The organism is Aquitalea aquatica (assembly GCF_013911085.1).
Taxonomy (GTDB): domain Bacteria; phylum Pseudomonadota; class Gammaproteobacteria; order Burkholderiales; family Chromobacteriaceae; genus Aquitalea; species Aquitalea aquatica.
On sequence record NZ_JACERN010000018.1, the window covers coordinates 77313 to 96559 of the forward strand.

General features: G+C 57.6%; 18 protein-coding genes. 13 read left to right on the plus strand and 5 right to left on the minus strand.

The features are described from left to right. Positions 1-19: 19 nt before the first annotated feature. Genes cheZ through H2Z84_RS05790 form a run of 4 tightly spaced genes read right to left on the minus strand, consistent with a single transcriptional unit; the run spans position 20 to position 3195 of the window. On the minus strand, positions 20-772 hold the full coding sequence (gene cheZ / locus H2Z84_RS05775; RefSeq protein ID WP_181835134.1) for a protein phosphatase CheZ: 753 nt from the start codon (positions 770-772) through the stop codon (positions 20-22). A gap of 54 nt (positions 773-826) precedes the next feature. Then, on the minus strand, positions 827-1216 hold the full coding sequence (gene cheY / locus H2Z84_RS05780; protein ID WP_082693990.1) for a chemotaxis response regulator CheY: 390 nt from the start codon (positions 1214-1216) through the stop codon (positions 827-829). 51 nt (positions 1217-1267) lie between these two features. Continuing rightward, positions 1268-2206 (minus strand): chemotaxis protein, encoded by a 939-nt coding sequence (locus tag H2Z84_RS05785; RefSeq protein ID WP_181835135.1) that lies wholly within the window; start codon positions 2204-2206, stop codon positions 1268-1270. 38 nt (positions 2207-2244) lie between these two features. Then, complete coding sequence (locus H2Z84_RS05790) at positions 2245-3195, minus strand: chemotaxis protein (protein ID WP_181835136.1); 951 nt, start codon at positions 3193-3195, stop codon at positions 2245-2247. Positions 3196-3397: 202 nt separating this feature from the next. On the opposite strand from H2Z84_RS05790, the gene H2Z84_RS05795 reads away from it, so the two are divergent. The 10 genes from H2Z84_RS05795 (at position 3398) to cheD (ending at position 14903) form a co-directional block, all read left to right on the plus strand. Further along, on the plus strand, positions 3398-4558 hold the full coding sequence (locus tag H2Z84_RS05795; RefSeq protein ID WP_181835137.1) for a sensor histidine kinase: 1161 nt from the start codon (positions 3398-3400) through the stop codon (positions 4556-4558). An 18-nt stretch (positions 4559-4576) separates the two neighbouring features. Continuing rightward, on the plus strand, positions 4577-4885 hold the full coding sequence (locus H2Z84_RS05800; RefSeq protein ID WP_258869305.1) for an STAS domain-containing protein: 309 nt from the start codon (positions 4577-4579) through the stop codon (positions 4883-4885). Positions 4886-5157: 272 nt separating this feature from the next. After that, positions 5158-6318 carry a methyl-accepting chemotaxis protein gene (locus tag H2Z84_RS21450; RefSeq protein ID WP_181835138.1) on the plus strand — a complete coding sequence of 387 codons (1161 nt, stop codon included), beginning with the start codon at positions 5158-5160 and terminating at the stop codon, positions 6316-6318. 28 nt (positions 6319-6346) lie between these two features. Further along, positions 6347-6712, plus strand: a complete 366-nt coding sequence (locus tag H2Z84_RS05810) for a response regulator (protein ID WP_181835139.1) — start codon at positions 6347-6349, stop codon at positions 6710-6712. Positions 6713-6797: 85 nt separating this feature from the next. Beyond that, complete coding sequence (locus H2Z84_RS05815) at positions 6798-9044, plus strand: chemotaxis protein CheW (RefSeq protein WP_181835140.1); 2247 nt, start codon at positions 6798-6800, stop codon at positions 9042-9044. Between the two features lie 16 nt (positions 9045-9060). Next, positions 9061-9555 (plus strand): chemotaxis protein CheW, encoded by a 495-nt coding sequence (locus tag H2Z84_RS05820; RefSeq protein WP_103525980.1) that lies wholly within the window; start codon positions 9061-9063, stop codon positions 9553-9555. A gap of 29 nt (positions 9556-9584) precedes the next feature. Beyond that, positions 9585-12359 (plus strand): methyl-accepting chemotaxis protein, encoded by a 2775-nt coding sequence (locus H2Z84_RS21515; protein WP_181835141.1) that lies wholly within the window; start codon positions 9585-9587, stop codon positions 12357-12359. 18 nt (positions 12360-12377) lie between these two features. After that, on the plus strand, positions 12378-13220 hold the full coding sequence (locus H2Z84_RS05830) for a CheR family methyltransferase (protein WP_181835142.1): 843 nt from the start codon (positions 12378-12380) through the stop codon (positions 13218-13220). Between the two features lies 1 nt (position 13221). After that, positions 13222-14301 carry a protein-glutamate methylesterase/protein-glutamine glutaminase gene (locus H2Z84_RS05835; RefSeq protein ID WP_181835143.1) on the plus strand — a complete coding sequence of 360 codons (1080 nt, stop codon included), beginning with the start codon at positions 13222-13224 and terminating at the stop codon, positions 14299-14301. Beyond that, a complete protein-coding gene (gene cheD / locus H2Z84_RS05840) occupies positions 14298-14903 on the plus strand; it encodes a chemoreceptor glutamine deamidase CheD (protein WP_181835144.1) in 606 nt (201 codons plus the stop codon). Before H2Z84_RS05835 ends, cheD begins: the two co-directional genes overlap by 4 nt. A 1-nt stretch (position 14904) precedes the next feature. Here the strand turns inward: cheD and fdxA are convergent, their stop codons facing one another. After that, positions 14905-15231 carry a ferredoxin FdxA gene (fdxA, locus tag H2Z84_RS05845; protein WP_103525975.1) on the minus strand — a complete coding sequence of 109 codons (327 nt, stop codon included), beginning with the start codon at positions 15229-15231 and terminating at the stop codon, positions 14905-14907. A gap of 185 nt (positions 15232-15416) precedes the next feature. Here fdxA and gluQRS point away from each other — a divergent pair, with 185 nt between their 5' ends. From gluQRS to H2Z84_RS05860, 3 genes are all read left to right on the plus strand, one after another. Continuing rightward, a complete protein-coding gene (gluQRS, locus tag H2Z84_RS05850) occupies positions 15417-16304 on the plus strand; it encodes a tRNA glutamyl-Q(34) synthetase GluQRS (RefSeq protein WP_181835145.1) in 888 nt (295 codons plus the stop codon). Between the two features lie 397 nt (positions 16305-16701). Then, positions 16702-18030 (plus strand): amino acid permease, encoded by a 1329-nt coding sequence (locus tag H2Z84_RS05855; protein ID WP_181835146.1) that lies wholly within the window; start codon positions 16702-16704, stop codon positions 18028-18030. An 88-nt stretch (positions 18031-18118) separates the two neighbouring features. Beyond that, the coding region (locus H2Z84_RS05860) for an arginine deiminase (RefSeq protein WP_181835147.1) at positions 18119-19247 on the plus strand (1129 nt) is incomplete at its 3' end.

The following is a 19247-nucleotide window of genomic DNA, read 5'->3' on the forward strand; positions in this document are numbered from 1 at the left end:
CACGTTCACCGCTTTTTGTTTAGAAGCCCAGGCTTTCCAGCAGGTCATCAACCTGCTGCTGGCTGGACACCACGTCCGTTCTGCCTTCTGGATTGACCACCGGTCCATTCAGCAGATTATTGTCCAGCTCGGCCTTCTTCGAATCCGGAGAGAATTCGATCAGGAAGGCGACCAGTTCCGTTTCCAGTATATGCACCATATCCATCATTTTCTTGATGACTTGGCCGGTAAGGTCCTGAAAGTCTTGTGCCATCACGATTTCCAGTAACTGGGTATTGGTGGCTTGGGTCTGTTTCGGAACATGGCCGAGGTACTGACGGGTGTCCTCGGCAAGGTTCTTGAATTCGGCCGTGGAGAGCTGGTTGGCGTAGAGCAAGTTCCAGCGTTCCGACAGCAGTTTGGCACGGCTTTCCAGGTCATCCTGGTAGGGCTTGGCCAGATCAGTGGCATTAAGCACCCGTTCTGCGGCACTTTCCGTCAGTGAGGCAATATAGCTCAGCCTGTCTTTGGCATCGGGAATGGCATCCGCCACTTTTTCCAGTGACTTGTCGTAGCCCAGATCACGTAGCGCGTCGTGCATCTTGCGTGTCAGCTGGCCAATCTGTTCGTACATGACTGCCGTACTGATTTCGTTGCTACCTGCCGTGGTGACCGCCCCAGCCGATGTCGTCGAGACTGCTTCTGGTTCTTTTTGCTGTTGCTGACTGGCAATGCTGTCAAACAATGCTTCGAGATCCGGTGAATCTCCACTTTCCAGAATGTGATCCGGCACGATAGCCTCTCCTCAGTGCTGACTAGGCAAGTTTATTTGCTATGTTTATTCGTTTTACTTGTTCATGGTCTGGAAGATCTTGTTCATCTTTTCTTCCAGCGTTGCGGCCGTGAACGGTTTCACGATGTAGCCGCTGGCACCAGCCATGGCTGCTTCAATGATGTTTTCCCGCTTGGCTTCAGCAGTAATCATCATGAATGGCAGATGCTTGATCTGCTGGTCGGCGCGTACTGCTTTCAGCAACTCGATGCCGGTCATGTTCGGCATGTTCCAGTCGGAAACAATAAAGTCGAAATGCTGTGTTTTAAGCTTGTGCAAGGCAACCTGGCCGTCTTCGGCTTCATCTACGTTGGTGAACCCCAACTCTTTCAGCAGGTTGCGAACAATTCTTCTCATGGTCGAGAAATCGTCCACAACGAGGAATCGCATGTTTTTATCTGGCATCTGGGTAGGTCCTGAAATGTCGGTATTCCATTGAGCCGTTGATTTTAACGGTTACCTCTGCAGGAATGGAATCAAAGTTTCAGCCAGTATTGCCGGATCGAATTTGGCAACATAGGCATCGACACCCACGCTGGAACCCATCGCCTTGTTGGCGTTGGAGGAGAGCGAGGAGTGCATGATAACCGGGATGCCTTTAAAGCGGACATCGGATTTGATCAGTTTGGTCAGGACATAACCGTCCATCTCCGGCATTTCCGCATCCACCAGAATGATCTTGAGATAGTCGTGCAGCGACTCGTCCTCCCCCCAGTTGCGGCTGGCCAGTACTTGCAGGCGGTCCCAGGCTTCGCGGCCATTGGTGGCTTGCTGGAACTTGATGCCCATCTTTTCCAGTACGCTGGTGATTTCCTTGCGCGCCACCACCGAATCGTCGACGAAGAACAGGTACTGGTCGGTGTCCAACTGGGCCTGCGGGATGTCCGGCAGGCGTGGTTCGCCCACCACGGTGGCCAGAATCTGCTCCACGTCCAGAATGGAAACCAGCTTGCCGTCTTCCAGTTCGGTAATCGCGGTAATCAGATTGGAATTGGTCGTGGTGCTCATCATGTTTTCCGGGGCGCGGACCCGGTCCCAGTCAACGCGGATGATGCGATCGACTGAGTCCACCAGAAAAGCCTGGGTGCTCTTGTTGAATTCGGTGACGATCATGGTGTCAAATTTGCGGCCGCTCTGTTCGGAACCGACAAAACGGGCCAGCGAAATCACCGGGATGATGTTGCCGCGCAGGGACAATACGCCCTGCACCCCGAACGGCATGTTAGGGGTTTTGGTGATGGCCGGCGTCTGCGAGACTTCCCGCACCTTGAATACATTGATGCCAAAGGTTTCGCGGGTACCCAGCGAAAATAGCAGGATTTCCATTTTGTTGGAGCCCGCCAGTTTGGTACGGGCATCAACACTGGCAAGCAAGGATGCATCTGTTGCTGACATATTTTTTTCCCCTCTTCCGAATGGCTGTCTGGCTTAGTTTAGTTTTTGGCCAGGTTGAGCATTTCACGCAGCTTCATCGACAGTTTCTGGGCTTCGAATTTGGAAACATATTCGTCGACGCCGACTGACTGGCCTAGCTTCTGGTTGGAAGAGCCGGACAGCGAGGAGTGCATCAGCACCGGAATGCCGGCAAAGCGCGGGTCGCTCTTGATCAGCTTGGTCAGCATGTAGCCGTCCATTTCCGGCATTTCCACGTCGGTCAGCACCAGATGCAGAGTTTCGTTCAGACGCTTGCCAGACAGTTCGGCCTGCATGGCCATTTTTTGTAGTTCTTCCCAGGCGCGCATGCCGTTGATGGCGTAGGCGTACTTGACCTGCATGGCGTCCAGGGTACGTTCGATCTGCTTGCGAGCGACGGCGGAGTCGTCAGTAAAGAAGATCATGCGTTCTTCTTTCACCGGCTCGATATTGATGAAGTGGTGGGAGTCGTCAACCAGCGAGGTTTCCGCCAGCACTTTTTCCACATCCATCATCATCACCAGCGTGCCCTGATCCAGCTCGGTAACTGCGGTGACCAGGCCGGCCATGCGGTTGGTGATCATGTCCGGCGGCACGCGCATGGCGGACCAGTCCAGGCGCAGAATGGTATCCACCGCCTCGACCAGAAAACCCTGGGTGTGGCCGTTATATTCGGTGACGATCATGATTTCCGGCTTGTTGCTGGTGACAATGCCGGCGTATTTGGCCAGGTCGATCACCGGCACCAGTGAGCCGCGCAGGCTGACCATGCCTTCCACCGACGATGGCATTTCCGGAGCAGACGTGATTTCAGGGGTACGCATGACTTCGCGCACCTTGAACACGTTGATGCCGAAAATTTCCTTTCTCCCCGTACGCTGGTCGTGACCCAGGGAGAACAGCAGGATTTCCAGCTTGTTGGTCCCCGCCAGTTTTGTTCTGGCATCAATTTTTTTAAGAAGCTCTGACACAGAAACCTCCGCTGCATCGGTTCGTTGTGGTGGCGCAATACTCCCGTTGTATACGCCAATTATTCATTTTCCCAGCTTTCTTTGAAAACTGTCTTGGCTCAGATCAGACTTTAAGTTGGCTTGGCTCAGACTTAGTCATTATCATACTGTTTAAGTCCTTTTTACAAATACGACGCTAAACATGGCCAAGACAGCATCAAATTTGAAAGACCAGGAGATGCTGGAGGCGGCTTTCGAGCAGTTTAATACGGTGTCCAGTCAGTTGATCGACGCATATCGTCAGCTCGAGGTGCAGGTTAACGTACTGAATGCGCAGTTGGATGAGGCTAACAACCAATTGCGTAAACAGCGTGACGAAAACGCCGAGCTCGCCGAAAGACTGGGCATGCTGCTGGAAGCGTTGCCAGCCGGTGTGGTGCAACTGGCGGCTGATGGTGTGGTGGTGGCTGAAAACCCGGCGGCGCAGCTCCTGCTGCAAGGCAAACATGGAGGGCTGGCCTGGGATGCTGTCATGTCCGGCTGGACGCGTTCCGAGCTGGACGGGACCTACACCTTGCCGCAGCAGGAGGCCGCCCGTCGGCTGGCCTTGCAATACCAGGATCTGCCGGCTTCGGGTGGACGCATCGTGCTGCTGCATGATGTCAGCCGCCTGCATCATTTAACGGTGGAGTTGGCCCATCAGCAAAAGCTGGCAGCAATGGGCGGCATGGCGGCGTCGCTGGCGCACCAGTTACGCACCCCACTGGCCACGGCCATGCTCTATACCGCGAATCTGAAGCAGGAAGGCTTGCGGCCGGAGGATAGGGCTAAGTTTGTCGACAAGAGTCTGGCCCGCATGAAGGCGCTGGAGGGACTGATTCAGAACATGCTGGGATTTGTACGTGGCCAGACCAGTGCGCTGGAGTGGCTGGATGTGGCCGCACTGGTTGAGGATGTTGCGGCCGTACTGATACCGCAATGTCATGAGCGTGGCATGATTTGGGATTGCAATAACCTGTTGCCTTCTGCCATAACGGTAATGGGTGATCGCAAGGCCCTGCAGGGCGCGCTGGTCAATCTGCTGGAAAATGCCATGCATTTCTCGCCGGAAGGCGGGCGTATCGGCCTTACAGTGTGTCTGCAGGATGAGCAGGTCTGTTTCCGGGTAGAGGACGATGGCGTGGGCTTACGGGGTGCGGATCCGGCCAGGCTGTTTGAGCCTTTCTTTACCACCCGCCCAGGCGGAACAGGCCTTGGGCTGTCCATCGTAAAAAAGGTGGCAGAAGAGCTGGCAGGCACAGTAGTTGGTGGAGATCGTGCGCAAGGTGGTGCTTATTTCGAATTGACTCTCCCCTGCCGCGGGATGGGAGCGATTGATGTGTAATGTGAATCAGGGGGATTGATGATGAAGCCAGTGGTTAAAGTAGAAGGTCAGGTTGGTACGCTCGTTCTGGTCGGCCAGTTCGATTTCAATCTGCACAAGGACTTCCGCCTTTCCAGCCAGGAATTGCTGGAAAATCCGGCCGTGCACGAAATTCAGGTCGATTTCGACCAAGTACCGTTTCTGGATAGCTCGGCGCTAGGCATGCTGCTGCTGCTGAAAGAGCGTGCTACCAGTCAGAAGAAATCGATGTCACTGATCAATTGCCGCGATACCGTGCTGCAAGTGTTGGAAATTGCCTGCTTCAACAAGATGTTCACCATCAAGTAATGCGATCGCTCGGTGCCACGGGCCAGGCTAGCTGCTGAAGGCTCGGTTGCAGCCTGTTGAGGTTTTCATCGGCAGCTGGACAGTCTATATATTTTAACAGACAGCTATTTGGCCGCTTGTCTGCAGAAGCGGTAAAAACATTAATAATTAATTCTTTAACGGGTAAAACGATTATTTACACCATCCGGTCGATTTCTTCCTTGATTAAGATGGCATATTAGTTGATGAAGAAGATAGTACATTGGCAATTTTGCTGAATGACCGGGGGCTACATGGTGCTTTCCTATCCGCAGCGACGTTTCGTAGCGTGTGGTCTTTGCCTGATTTCGGTACTGCTGATATTGAGTGGCCCCTTATGGGGTGCGCTGGTGTGGGGCTTGGCTTTGCCACTTGCCGCCAGCATGCTGTTCGTTTTGCATTTTCTGTACCTAGCCAAGGAGCCGAAGGTGATTGATAGGGAAGGGGCGGATTCCGGCAAGAACGAAGCTGCGCCTGCTGCGCCTGACTGCCTTGACTTCATTCACGAGCAGATTTCCCAGTCTAAGCTGGAGGTGAGTCGGGTACAGACATTGATTCAGGATGCGGTGCTGACCCTGGTCAACAGTTTTTCCGGCCTGTCGCAGGAGGCTGCTGCACAGTTGCAGCTCGCCGAAAGCCTAGCCAAAGGCGAAGTGGGTATTGACTCACACGCCATGTCATTCAGCACTTTTGTTAATGAAATTGCCAGCGCGATGGGTAGTTTTGTTGAAAAGACGGTGGAAAACAGCCGGCTGGCCATGCTGCTGGTGGAGCAAATGGAGTCGATTGGTCAGGAGATGCAGGGGGTCATTCTGTTGCTGGATGAGATCCACTCCATCACCAACCAAACCAATATGCTGGCCTTGAATGCTTCTATCGAGGCGGCCAGGGCCGGGGAGGCCGGCAGGGGCTTTGCCGTGGTGGCTGAGGAAGTCCGCCATCTGTCCGGTCGTACCAGTAGTTTCAGCGATGAAATCCGCAATCTGATCAACCGGGTGAATGGTTCGGTTGAACATGCGGAGGGACTGATCAACCAGCTTGCCTCGCAGGACATGATGTTCACCTTGCAGGCTAGGCAGCGGCTGGATGACACTTCGTCCCGTATCCGGGTAATGGATGACATGATGGCCGAATCGATCGGTCGTTTGCGCCACGGCGTGGGTTTGCTGTCTGATCATGTGGGCGATGCGGTGCGCTCGCTGCAGTTTCAGGACATGGTGTCGCAACTGATTGCCCATGTTGGCAAGCGCTTGTACGGCATCGAAGAAATGATGGAATTGACCAGCAACAAGCAACAACAACAAGGGCAGTGGGAGGTGAGAGCCTCTGCCCGGCTGGCAGAACTGCAAATCAGCCTGTCCAACAATCCGGTGGCACAAGGTCAGATGCAGAGTGGCAGCATTGATTTGTTTTGAGCGTGAACAAAAGAAAAGTGGGAACAACATGCCAAAAAAAGTACTGACAGTCGATGACTCGGCGTCAATCCGTCAAATGGTGACCTTTACCCTCAAAAGTGCGGGCTATGAGGTAGTAGAGGCAGTCGATGGCAATGGTGGTCTGGCTCGGGCGCAGGCTGACAACTTTGACCTGATCCTGACCGACCAGAACATGCCGGGCATGGATGGCTTGAACCTGATTCGCGCACTGCGCAAATTACCGGCCTACGGCACGACACCCATCCTGATGCTGACTACCGAGTCCAGCGATCAGATGAAATCGCTGGGGCGGGCGGCCGGTGCCACCGGCTGGCTGGTCAAGCCGTTTGATCCGCAAAAGCTGCTGGATGTGGTAAAGCGGCTGGTTGGCTGATTGCCCAGACCGATCGTGATGTGCCGGGCAACAGCAGGCGGGTTCCAGAGCTGACTATCCGGACTGCGCAGTAAGGGGAAGCATCGTGTCAATCGATATGTCGCAGTTTCATCAGGTGTTCTTTGATGAAACCGACGAGCATCTGGCCACCATGGAGTCCGTGTTGCTGGGAGTAGACCTGGCGGCACCGGACGGCGAAGACCTCAATGCCATCTTCCGTGCAGCTCATTCCATCAAAGGTGGAGCTGCCACTTTTGGGTTTGCCGATTTGGCCGCGCTGACCCATATCCTGGAAAACCTGCTGGACAAGGTACGCAAGGGCAGCATGCGCTTGACTGCCGACATGGTGGATGCCTGCCTGAATGCCAAGGATGTGCTGGCCGGCATGCTGGGTGCACATCGAGGTGGCGAGGCCGTGGCCGATTCGGCCATCAGTGCTGTGGAGAGCTGGCTGGAACGGCTGGTCGCCGGTGGTCATGGCGAAGCGCACCCGGTGATTGAGTCGGTGCCGCCGGCTGCGGCAGCTGCTGCCTGCGCTACGCTGTATGTCGAGCTGGACTGCTGCTTGCCGGCCACCGATTACCAGGCACTATTACAGTCGTTGACTGCACTGGGTGAATTGAGCGTAGTGCAGGAAGGTGGCGGTAAGGATCAACTGCCCTGGGTGTTGATTTTCACCTCAACCCTGGCGGCAGACGAAGTTGCCGAATCTCTGGCCTTTTCCATCTCGCCCGAACATTTCCGCATCACCCAGGATCATGGCCAGCAGGACGAGGGCGATTTCGGACTGTTTCTTTCCTCCAGTATTGCCAGCCCAACGCAGACTGCCGCTGCCAGCATTGCCTTTGAAGATGATGGCTTCGGCTTGTTCGAACCCTTGGTCCCTGCCGCCGGCGACAGCGCGCCGGCGGCCGACATGCTGTATGAAGAAGACGGCTTCGGGCTGTTTGCCCCGGTTGCCGGCCCAGCTGCTGCACCAGCCGCACCAGCCATGCTGCATGAGGAAGAAGGTTTTGGCCTGTTTGCTCCGCTGGAGCCGGCTGCACCAGAGCAGGCCGTGGCCGCCGTGCCAGCTGCTGCTGCGGTTGCCCCGCCACGGCAGGAGCGTGCCGCGCCAGCTGTGGAAAATTCCATCCGGGTGAATATTGACAAGGTCGATCTGCTACTGAATCTGGTGGGCGAGCTGGTCATTACCCAGTCCATGCTCACCCAGTCCAGCCAGGAGCTGGACGCCGTGCAATACGAACGCCTGCTGGGCGGCATCTCGGCCTTGCAGCGCAATTCGCGCGAATTGCAGGAAGCCGTGATGTCTATTCGCATGACACCCATTGCCTTTGTCTTCAACCGTTTTCCACGCGTGGTGCGCGATCTGGCCGGTAAGCTTGGCAAGCAGATCGAGTTGAAAATGGTGGGTGAGAATACCGAGCTGGACAAAGGTTTTATCGAAAAGCTGGCCGACCCGCTGACCCATCTGGTGCGCAATAGCCTGGACCACGGAGTGGAATCGCCCGAGGTCCGGGTGGCCAAGGGCAAATCGGCGGTGGGGCGCTTGACTCTGCGTGCCTTTCATCAGGGCAGCAGCATCGTGATCGAAGTCACCGACGATGGCGCGGGCCTCAATCGCGAACGCATTCTGGCCAAGGCGCGTGAGCGCGGCATGCCAGTCAATGATGCCCTGAGCGATAGCGAGGTGTGGGGGCTGATTTTCGAGGCGGGTTTTTCCACGGCAACCGAAGTGACCGATGTATCTGGCCGTGGCGTCGGCATGGATGTGGTCAAGCGCAATATCCAGAGCATGGGCGGGCGCATCGATATCGATTCCATGCCGGATTTCGGTACCACTATCAGCATTCGCCTGCCGCTGACACTGGCCATCATGGATGGCATGTCGGTACGTGTCGGACGGGACATCTATGTCATCCCGCTGTCTTTCGTGCTGGAGTCCCTGCAACCGCAGGCCCAGGAGCTGAAAACGGTAGCCGGGCGCGGCCAGCTGGTGAATGTACGCGGCCAATACCTGCCCATCGTGTCGCTGGCTGCCTTCTTCGGCAATGTCGATGCGGCTGCCGCCAGCGATCCCACCAGTGCCATTCTGGTCATCGTCGAGGCCGGCGGCTACCAGCTTGCCCTGCTGGTGGATGAACTCATCGGTCAGCAACAGTTCGTGGTAAAGAATCTGGAAACCAATTATCGCAAAGTAGAGGGCATGTCTGGCGCCACCATCATGGGGGATGGCCGGGTGGCCCTGATTCTGGATATATCGATCATCGCCCGTCACAACCAGCGCCCGGCACAAACGGCGGCACGGCAGGCCATGACAGACGAGGCATGAGGGGAAGGCAGAACCGATGACAGAACAGCTGGAATACCACCACGGGCAGAGCAAAGCAGTGCGCGAGCTGCTGGTGTTTACCCTGGGGCAGGAAGAATACGGGATCGACATCCTGAAAGTGCAGGAGATTCGTGGCTACGAAGCTGTCACGCGTATCGCCAACGCCCCTGCCTTCATCAAGGGTGTGGTCAATCTGCGCGGCAGCATCGTGCCGATTGTCGACATGCGCATCAAGTTCGGGCTGGGCGAGCCGGTCTACAACGCATTCACGGTGGTGATCATCCTCAATATCTTCCAGCGTACGGTGGGGATGGTGGTGGATGGCGTGTCCGATGTCATCCAGTTGGCTGAGGATGAACTGCGCGATCCGCCAGAATTTGGTTCCGTGGTGGAAACCACGTATATCGAGGGCCTGGGCACCCAAGGGGAGCGCATGGTGATTATTGTGGATATCGAGCGCCTGATGAGCAGTGACGAGATGGCGCTGGTGGATATTACGGACCGTGGTTGAGGCCGACATCGCGTTTGGGAGAGGTAAAAATGAATAATCTGAAAGTGTCCCACCGGTTGCTGCTGGGCTTCGGCCTGTTGGTCGTGGTGATCATCGCTGCGATGACGGTAGCCATTGCGCAGATCCACAGCCTGCGCAACGATATCGACGAAATCGCCAATATCCATGTGCCACGTGCTTCTGAAGCCAACAAGGTGGTGGACAATATCAATATCACGGCCCGGGCCACCCGGACTGTGCTGTTGTCCAAAGACCCGATGGTGGTGGAACAGCAGCAAAAACAGATGGACGAAGCGCTGACGCTGATTACCCGGCAGATGGCTACTTTGTCCAATGGTGTGCCAACCGAAGGGCAGGTGCTGTTTGATCGCCTGCGTACGGTGGAATCCAGTTATCGTCAGCAACTGGCGGTGTTCCGCCAGCACCTGGTGGCCGGGCAGGAGGAAGAGGCCAAGAGCTATCTGCTGCAAACCCTGCGCGCCACTCAGCTGGACTACCTCAAGGCGGCTGATGATTACATCAAGTTTGAAGAGGGCCTGTCCCGCCATGTAGCACAAGGCACGCTGGAGCGGGCCAATAGTGCGGCGGTCTTGCTGAACTCACTGATGGCGGCAGCTGTGCTGATCGCCATGCTGGCCGGCTGGCTGATCAGCCGCTCTCTGCTGCGGCAGATTGGTGGCGAACCTTCTGCTGCGGTCAAATTGATGCAGGAGCTGGCTGCCGGGGAAGTCACCACCGAACTGAAAGTGGCGGCCAATGACAACAGCAGCCTGTTTGCCTATATCCGTCAGGCCGCAGACAAGGCGGTGGAGAACATCCGGGTACGTAATGCCTTGGATAACGCCGCCACCAATATGATGATTGCCGATGCCGACTTCAATGTGGTGTACGCCAACCAGTCGGTCATCAATATGTTTTCTCAGGCAGAAAGCGATATTCGCCGCGACCTGCCGCAGTTTTCCGCTCGCACTTTGCTGGGCAGCAATATCGATCAGTTCCATCGCAACCCGGCACATCAGCGCGGCCTGATGCAGCAGCTGCGCAATCCGCACCAGGGCACCATTCATGTCGGTGGCCGTACCTTCAACCTGATCCTGACCCCGATCAATGGCCGCAATGGCAACCGGCTGGGTTATGGCGTGGAATGGATTGACCGCACGGCCGAGCTGGCACAGCAAGCCATCGAGCAGCAGCGCACCGATGCCGAACGTGTGATTGCGGCAGAAAATGCCCGCATCCGCAGCGCACTGGATAATGTCACCACCAATGTGATGATTGCCGACAACGAGCGCAACATCATCTATGTCAATCACAGCGTGCTGGAAATGTTGGCGGCGGCCGAGGCGGATCTGCGCAAAGCCCTGCCTAATTTCAGCACCCGCCATGTCCTGGGTGGCAGCATGGACATGTTCCACCGCAATCCGGCGCATCAGCGTGACCTGCTGGCCAATCTGCGGGCCACTTACAAGGCTGATATCGCCGTTGGTGGCCGCCATTTCTCGCTGACTGCCAATCCGGTATTCGGTGGAGAGGGCGAACGTCTGGGTACGGTAGTGGAGTGGAAAGACCGTACCGGCGAAGTGCTGATCGAGAAAGAAGTGGAAGACATCGTCAATGCCGCAGGCAAGGGCGACTATGCCTCTCGCCTGGTCGTGGAGGGTAAGACCGGCTTCTTCCGCGTGCTATCCGAAGGAGTCAACCAACTGTTGAGCGTGACCAGCCAGGCGTTGGGCGATATCGCCATCGTGCTGGGCGGGCTGGCTCAGGGCGACCTGACACGCACCATCAAGAACGACTACGAAGGCATGCTGGGGCAGCTCAAATCGGATACCAATGCCACGGTGGAACGCCTGCGCAGCATTGTGGGCAATATCCAGGAATCGACCGAGGCTATTAATACCGCCTCGCAGGAAATTGCCGCGGGTAACAGCAATCTGTCCGGTCGTACCGAACAGCAAGCAGCCAGCCTGGAGGAAACCGCCTCCAGTATGGAAGAAATCACCAGCACCGTGCGGCAGAACGCCGAGAACGCCAAGAAGGCTAACAGCCTGGCCATCGGCGCGTCGGACATCGCGGCCCGTGGCGGTCAGGTAGTGGGCAATGTGGTGTCCACCATGAACGAGATCAACGACAGTGCCAAGAAGATTGTCGACATCATCAGTGTGATCGACGGTATTGCCTTCCAGACCAATATCCTGGCACTGAATGCTGCGGTGGAAGCGGCGCGTGCCGGCGAGCAGGGCCGGGGTTTTGCCGTGGTGGCCAGCGAGGTGCGCAACCTAGCACAGCGCTCGGCAGCAGCGGCCAAGGAAATCAAGCTGTTGATCGGCAACTCGGTGGACAAGGTGGAATCGGGCAGCCGGCTGGTGGATGAAGCCGGGCGGACCATGGAAGAAATCGTCAGCTCTATCCGCCGCGTGGCCGACATCATGAGTGATATTTCGGCCGCTTCGGTCGAGCAAAGCTCGGGGATCGAACAGGTCAATCTGGCGGTGACCCAGATGGACGAAAATACCCAGAAGAACGCGGCACTGGTCGAGCAGGCTGCCGCTGCGGCCGAGTCGCTGGAAGAGCAGGCCCGTCATCTGATGGAGGCGGTATCGATCTTCCGGCTCGACGGCACCCCGGTGGCACGTCTGTCGGCACCCAAGGCGCAGCGCAGCCACGATCACGTCCAGCCGGCCCGGCTGCAAGCACCCGGCCAGCAGGTGAAACCGGTATCGGCCCGCATGGCGCTCAATGCCGAGCGTATCAAGACCCTGCCGGGGCCGGCTCAACACGACGACGAATGGGAGGAGTTTTGAGCCGCGCGGTGATGCCCGATGAGCACTGAGCGCGATATCAAATTTACCGCGGCGGATTTTCGTCGCCTGCGACAGATGCTGTACCAGCGTGTCGGCATTTCGCTGAACGACAGCAAGAGCCACATGGCTTATTCCCGGCTGGCCAAGCGCGTGCGCCAGCTGGGCATGCGCCAGTTTGCCGACTATCTGGACCTGCTGGAGAAGTCGGAAGGCGAGGCGGAGTGGCAACACTTCGTCAATGCGCTCACCACCAATCTCACCGCGTTTTTCCGTGAGCCGCATCATTTTGATCTGCTGCGACTGCATGCGATGGAACGGGTGGCTCAAGAACGGCATTACCGGGTGTGGAGCGCGGCGGTGTCCACCGGCGAAGAGGCCTACTCCATCGCCATGACCCTGCTGTCCTTGCCGCAATTGAACCGGCAGCGGCTTGAGCTGGTCGCCTCGGATATCGATACCAGGGTGCTGAGCCAGGCCGCGGATGGCGTCTACGATGCCGAGCGGGCCAAAGTGCTGGACAGCAGCCTGCTCAAGCGCTTTTTCCTGCGCGGGGTAGGGCACAATGCCGGCAAGGTGCGCATCCGGCGCGAAGTCCGCGAGCAGCTGTCGTTTTACCAGTTCAATCTGGTTGCCGCCGAGTGGCCGGACATGGGGCGCTTTGACGTGATTTTCTGCCGCAATGTGCTGATCTATTTTGACAAGCCGACCCAGGCCGCCATCCTGCAGCGGCTGGCTGCCAGCCTGCAGCCGGATGGCCTGCTGTTTCTGGGACACTCGGAAAACATCCAGCATCTGAGCGATGCTTTCCAGTCTTGCGGCCGAACGGCCTATCGCCTGGCTAACCACAACGTGCGGAGATGACATGAGCGCAGCCGCAGGCAGAAAAATAAGAATTGTGGTGGTAGATGATTCCGCGCTGATCCGCAGCCTGCTTACCACCATTATCAACGAAGCCCCTGACATGGAGGTGGTGGCCACCGCATCCGATCCCATCGTGGCGCGCGAACGTATTCGGGAAACCAGCCCGGACATGATCACCCTGGATGTGGAAATGCCGCGCATGGACGGGCTGGAGTTCTTGCGCCGGCTGATGCGGCTGCGCCCGACCCCGGTGTTGATGATTTCCTCGCTGACCCAGTCCGGCTCGGAAACCACGCTCAGTGCGCTGGAACTGGGCGCGGTGGATTTTCTGCCCAAGCCAACGCTGGATGTCAGCAATACCATGCAGAGCTACGCTGACGATATTCGCGACAAGATTCGCATGGTGGCTGCCGCCCGCTTGCGCCGGCCGTCACTATTTGCGCCGAGTGCCGCCGCCGCACCAGCCCGCGTGGCGCCAGCCTTGCTGCGGCAAAATGCCATCATTGCGGTGGGCGCCTCTACTGGCGGTACCGATGCCATCAAGGAGTTTCTGGAAAAACTACCGGCAGGCAGCCCGCCGGTGCTGATTGTCCAGCACATGCCGGAAGGCTTTACCCTGTCGTTTGCCCGGCGGCTGGACAAGCTGTGCGCCATACAGGTCAAGGAGGCCGAAGATGGCGAGCCGCTGCTGCGCGGCGTGGCTTATGTCGCCCCTGGTCATTCGCATATGCGGCTGGGCAAGGGGACGCAGGGTTTTGTCATCTGCCTTGACCAAAGCCCACCGGTCAACCGGCACCGGCCATCGGTTGATGTGCTGTTTGCTTCGGTTGCCGCACTGGCTGCCGCCCAGACCGTGGCCGTCATCATGACCGGCATGGGCAAGGACGGTGCGCTAGGCATGTTGCAATTGCGCCAGGCCGGCGCCACCACCTTTGCCCAGGATGAAGCCAGCTGTGTGGTATATGGCATGCCGCGCGAAGCCGTGGCGCAGGGCGGGGTGATGCATGTGCACCCGCTGTCGCAGTTGGCGGACAAGGTGATGGACTGCCTGCGTCTGCCGCATGATAGGGCGACGCCATGAGCTATTCCGACCAGCCTTCCGAGCGACTCTACTTCGACCGCCAGTTCCAGATCGATGCCATCAAAATTCTGCCGGGCGAGTATTTTGCCACACGCCAGCCGCTGATGCTGACCACGCTGCTGGGCTCCTGCGTGGCGGTGTGTCTGATGGACCGGCAGGCACGGGTGCATGGCATGAATCATTTCCTGTTGCCGCAAGGCAGCGACTGGCATAGCCAGACCAGCGTACCGGCCCGCTTCGGGGTCAATGCCATGGAATTGCTGATCACCGACATGCAAAAGCTGGGCGCACAGCGACACCGGCTGGAAGCCAAGGTATTTGGTGCCGGCAATGTGCTGGAGGGCATGTCAGTGGTGAATATCGGCGAACAGAACAGCGAATTCATTCGCGCTTATCTGCGCAGCGAGCAGATTCCGGTGCTGGCGGAAGACCTGCTGGGCAGCTTCGCCCGCAAGGTATTTTTCTTCCCGGATGAGGGCAGGGTACTGGTGCGCAAGCTCAAGGGCAGCCGCACCCTGGTATCCAAGGAAGTGGCTTATCGGCAGCGACTGGACCGCCAGACTGCATCCCAGCCCGGCGGCGATATCGATCTGTTTATTTGATTCAGTCGCGTTGCAGATGGGGCAGCTTGTTTGTCACCTCTGCCCAGTCGGCATGATCGGGCAGTGGTGCCTTGCTTTGCGATAACACCGGCCATTGCTGCGACAGCTCGGCATTCAGCCGGATATACACCTGCTGTTCGGCCGGTACGTCGTCTTCGGCATAAATGGCCGATACCGGGCATTCGGCCACGCACAGCGTGCAGTCTATGCACTCCTCAGGATCGATGGCGAGAAAGTTGGGCCCCTCATGAAAGCAGTCCACCGGGCAGACATCCACGCAATCGGTGTATTTGCATTTGACGCAGGCATCGGTTACAACGTAGGCCACGTTTGATTCCTCCTGATGATGGGAGCAGCCAGCTGCTACGGCAGGGTGTCCCGGGCATGCCGCAGGATGGTGCCGGCAGCCTTGTCGGTGGATGGATTATTTCCGAGTAATACGCTCAGGTATTATCAACCAAAAAACAGCACATTGTGGCGCAATCTGTATTCTCATCGCCGAAACCTTTCGTCATGCCAAGCATTCCCTATCGTGGCCGTTTTGCCCCCAGTCCTACTGGCTTGCTGCATGCCGGTTCCCTGATGACCGCCGTGGGCAGTTATCTGGAAGCGCACCGCCGTGGTGGTGAATGGTGGCTGCGCATGGAAGACCTGGACCCGCCGCGTGAAGTGGCCGGGGCTGCCGACGACATTCTGCGTACGCTGGAGGCTTTTGGTTTCGAGTGGGATGGCGAAGTGGTGTACCAGAGCCAGCGCCATCAGCTGTATCAGGCGGCATTACAGCAGCTGATCGATGCCGGGCTGGTCTATCCCTGCACTTGTTCGCGCAAGGAAATCACCAGCGTGGCCCGACGTGGCGTGGATGGTTATGTCTATCCCGGCTGGTGTCGGAGCGGCTGTCGCAGCCAGCGCGCCAGCCATGCCTGGCGTTTGCGGGTGGATGAGCCGGCAGTGGGTTTTGTCGATCGCCTGCAAGGGCCATATCAGCAGGATCTGCCGCACGATATCGGCGATTTTGTCCTGCTGCGGGCCGATGGCTACTGGGCCTACCAGCTGGCGGTGGTGGTGGATGATGCCGCGCAGGGCATGAGCGATATCGTGCGCGGGGCCGACCTGCTGGTATCCACGCCACGGCAGATCCATGTGCAGCGCTGTCTGGGCCTGCCCACGCCCACTTATTGCCATCTGCCCTTGCTGGTGAATGCTGCTGGTGAAAAGTTATCCAAGCAGACCCTGGCTCCGGCCATCAACGCTGCCGATGTCAGCCGGGAGTTGCGCCTGGCACTGTGCCGGCTGGGTCACGTACCGCCTGCCGAGTGTCAGAGCGTGGGCGAATTGTGGCAGTGGGCTAAGCTTAACTGGTCGCTTGCTCACGTTCCCGCAGGGCCCTGCCTGCTCTAAGAGCCGCTGCCCGCCGGTTTCCTGCCATGCCCGCATTCTGCGGGCATTTTGTTATTGCTATCCCTCATGCGGGCTTGTGACGGCATATCAAAGGTGCTGATTACCGTACTTTTCCGGCGCTGCTGCGCTGGCTTGTCATTATTTCGGATTATCTATTTGATTTATCACATGGAGTTTGTTCGTTAAACAGCCTACATCGTAATAGGTAGCTGTGTGTCTGGTGTTTCCATCCGGTATTGGCAGTCATCTGCGTTGCCGGCCATTTTCAAAACAGCGACATGGAATTACATATGCGAAAATAATACATTTACAAAATAATTAAATACTAATATAGTGAAGCTCATACAGAACACGTTCTTTAACAGCTTCGATTTTCGGCCTCGATGGAGACAAGACCATGAGCGAGACCAATGTAAAAAAAGCGGCCCTGGGCGTGTGGATGTGTACCGCACTGGTGGTGGGTAATATGATCGGTTCCGGTGTATTCCTGCTTCCCGCTTCGCTAGCCCCCTACGGGGGGATGTCCCTGATTGGCTGGGCAATTACTTCGGCTGGTGCCATTTGTTTGGCGCTGGTGTTTGCCCGGCTCTCCGCCATGATTCCCAAAGAGGGTGGCCCCTATGCCTATATCCATGCCGGCTTTGGCGACTTTGCCGGCTTCTGGATCGCCTGGGGTTACTGGATAGCCCTGTGGGCCGGCAATGCCGCACTGGCGGTGGCCGCCACCAGCTATATGCAGGTGTTCTTCCCGCAACTGGGGCATGACAACCTGCTGGCTGCTGCGTTTTCCATCGGCCTGATCTGGACGGTTACCTGGATTAACAGCCGTGGCGCACGCAGTTCCGGGCTGGTTGCCATCGTGACAACCCTGCTCAAACTGCTGCCGCTGGCCGCCGTCACCTTTATCGGCTTCTTTTACATGCAGCCGGAAAACCTGGTGTTCAACCCGCATGGCAAGCCTTTGATGAGTTCGGTTTCCGCCACCATGGCGCTCACCCTGTGGGCGTTTCTGGGGCTGGAGTCGGCCTCGGTGCCGGCTGGCGATGTGGAGAACCCGAGCAAGACCATACCGCGGGCCACGGTCATCGGCACCTTGCTGGCTACCGTGCTGTACATCCTGTCCACGGTGTCGCTGATGGGGGTGATGTCACCGGCCATGCTGGCCAACTCACAAGCCCCGTTTGCCGATGCCGCCCGCCTGATGTGGGGCGACTGGGCCTACTGGGTAGTGGGTCTGGGGGCGGTGGTGTCCTGCTTTGGCGCACTCAATGGCTGGAGCCTGATGCAAGCCCATGTGCCCCATGCTGCCGCCAAGGACCAGTTGTTTCCGCGCCGCTTTGGCCAGACCAATCGCCAGGGTGTACCGCTATTCGGTCTGCTGTTGTCCAGTGGTCTGGTGACGGTGTTGCTGGCGATGAAATACGCCGGCGGGGAGGGCGGGGTGAAGATTTTTGAATTCATCATCCTGCTGGCCACGGCCACCACCTTGCTGCCCTATGCCTTTTGCTCGATGGCGCTGCTGGCCATCATGCTGATGCAAAAAGGCAAATACACCCGGCGTGATTTCACCGCGCCACTGATTTTTTCCTCCATCGGCTTTCTTTACGCGGTATGGGCACTGTTCGGTGCTGGTGCCGAGATTGTGATGTGGGGGATTTTGCTGCTGATGCTGGGTTTGCCAGTTTATGTCTGGCAGATCAAAGAACGTTACGAGACCGAAAACTGAAGCCAGCCTTTTGCTTTCCACTCCTTTGCCCAGGCAAGGGAGTGTACGGAAAAAGGTTTATGCGATTACTTATCTGAAAGGATTCATCATGACCGGCAAATTTGGTGTTCATTCCGAATGCGGCAAGCTGCGCAGCGTGATGGTGTGCCGTCCGGGCCTGGCCCACAAACGCCTCACCCCCGACAACTGCCACGACCTGCTGTTTGATGACGTGATCTGGGTCGAACGCGCCCAAAAAGACCACGCCTACATGGTTGAGCAAATGCGCGCTCGCGGCATCCACGTGATCGAAGCCCACGACGCCCTGGCCCAGGTACTGGACGACAAGGCCGCCCGCAGCTGGCTGCTGGACCGCAAGGTCAAGGCTGACAACGTCGGTATCGGCATGCTGACCGACCTGCGCAGCTGGCTGGACGAAATGCCGTCTACCCAACTGGCCGAGCACCTGATCGGTGGTATCGCCAAGTTCGAACTGCCGTTCGACCCCAAAGGCCTGTTCGGTGGCTATCTGGACCAGTCCGAATTCGTTATCCCGCCGATTCCGAACAGCCTGTTCCAGCGCGACCCGTCTTGCTGGATCTACGAAGGCGTGACACTGAACCCGATGTACTGGCCGGCTCGCCGTCAGGAAACCCTGATTCTGCAATCGATCTATCAACACCACCCCTACTTCGCCGGCAAGGTGAAGGTATGGTGGGGCGACTGTGACAAGAACCACGGCCCGGCCACGCTGGAAGGCGGCGACGTGATGCCGATCGGCAACGGCGTAGTGCTGATTGGCATGGGCGAACGCACCAGCCCGCAAGCGGTGGTGCAAGTGGCCAAGAGCGTGCTGGGCAAGGAAGGCGGCGCTACCCGCGTCATCGCCTGCCAGATGCCCAAATCCCGTGCTGCCATGCACCTGGACACCGTGTTCAGCTTCCTGGATATCGACCTGCTGTCGGTGTTCCCGGACGTGGTCAACGAAATCGTCTGCACCAGCATCTATGCCGGTGACAAGGAAGGCGAAATCCGCTTCGAACGTCACGAAGGCGTGGTCTTCACCGAAGTGGTACGCCAGGCACTGGGCCTGAAAGAAGTGCACATCATTCAGACCGCTGGCGATGCCTACCAGCGTGAACGCGAACAATGGGATGACGGTAACAACGTGGTGGCCCTGGATCGCCGCGTGGTGGTGGCCTACGACCGTAACACCTACACCAACAAGCTGATGCGTC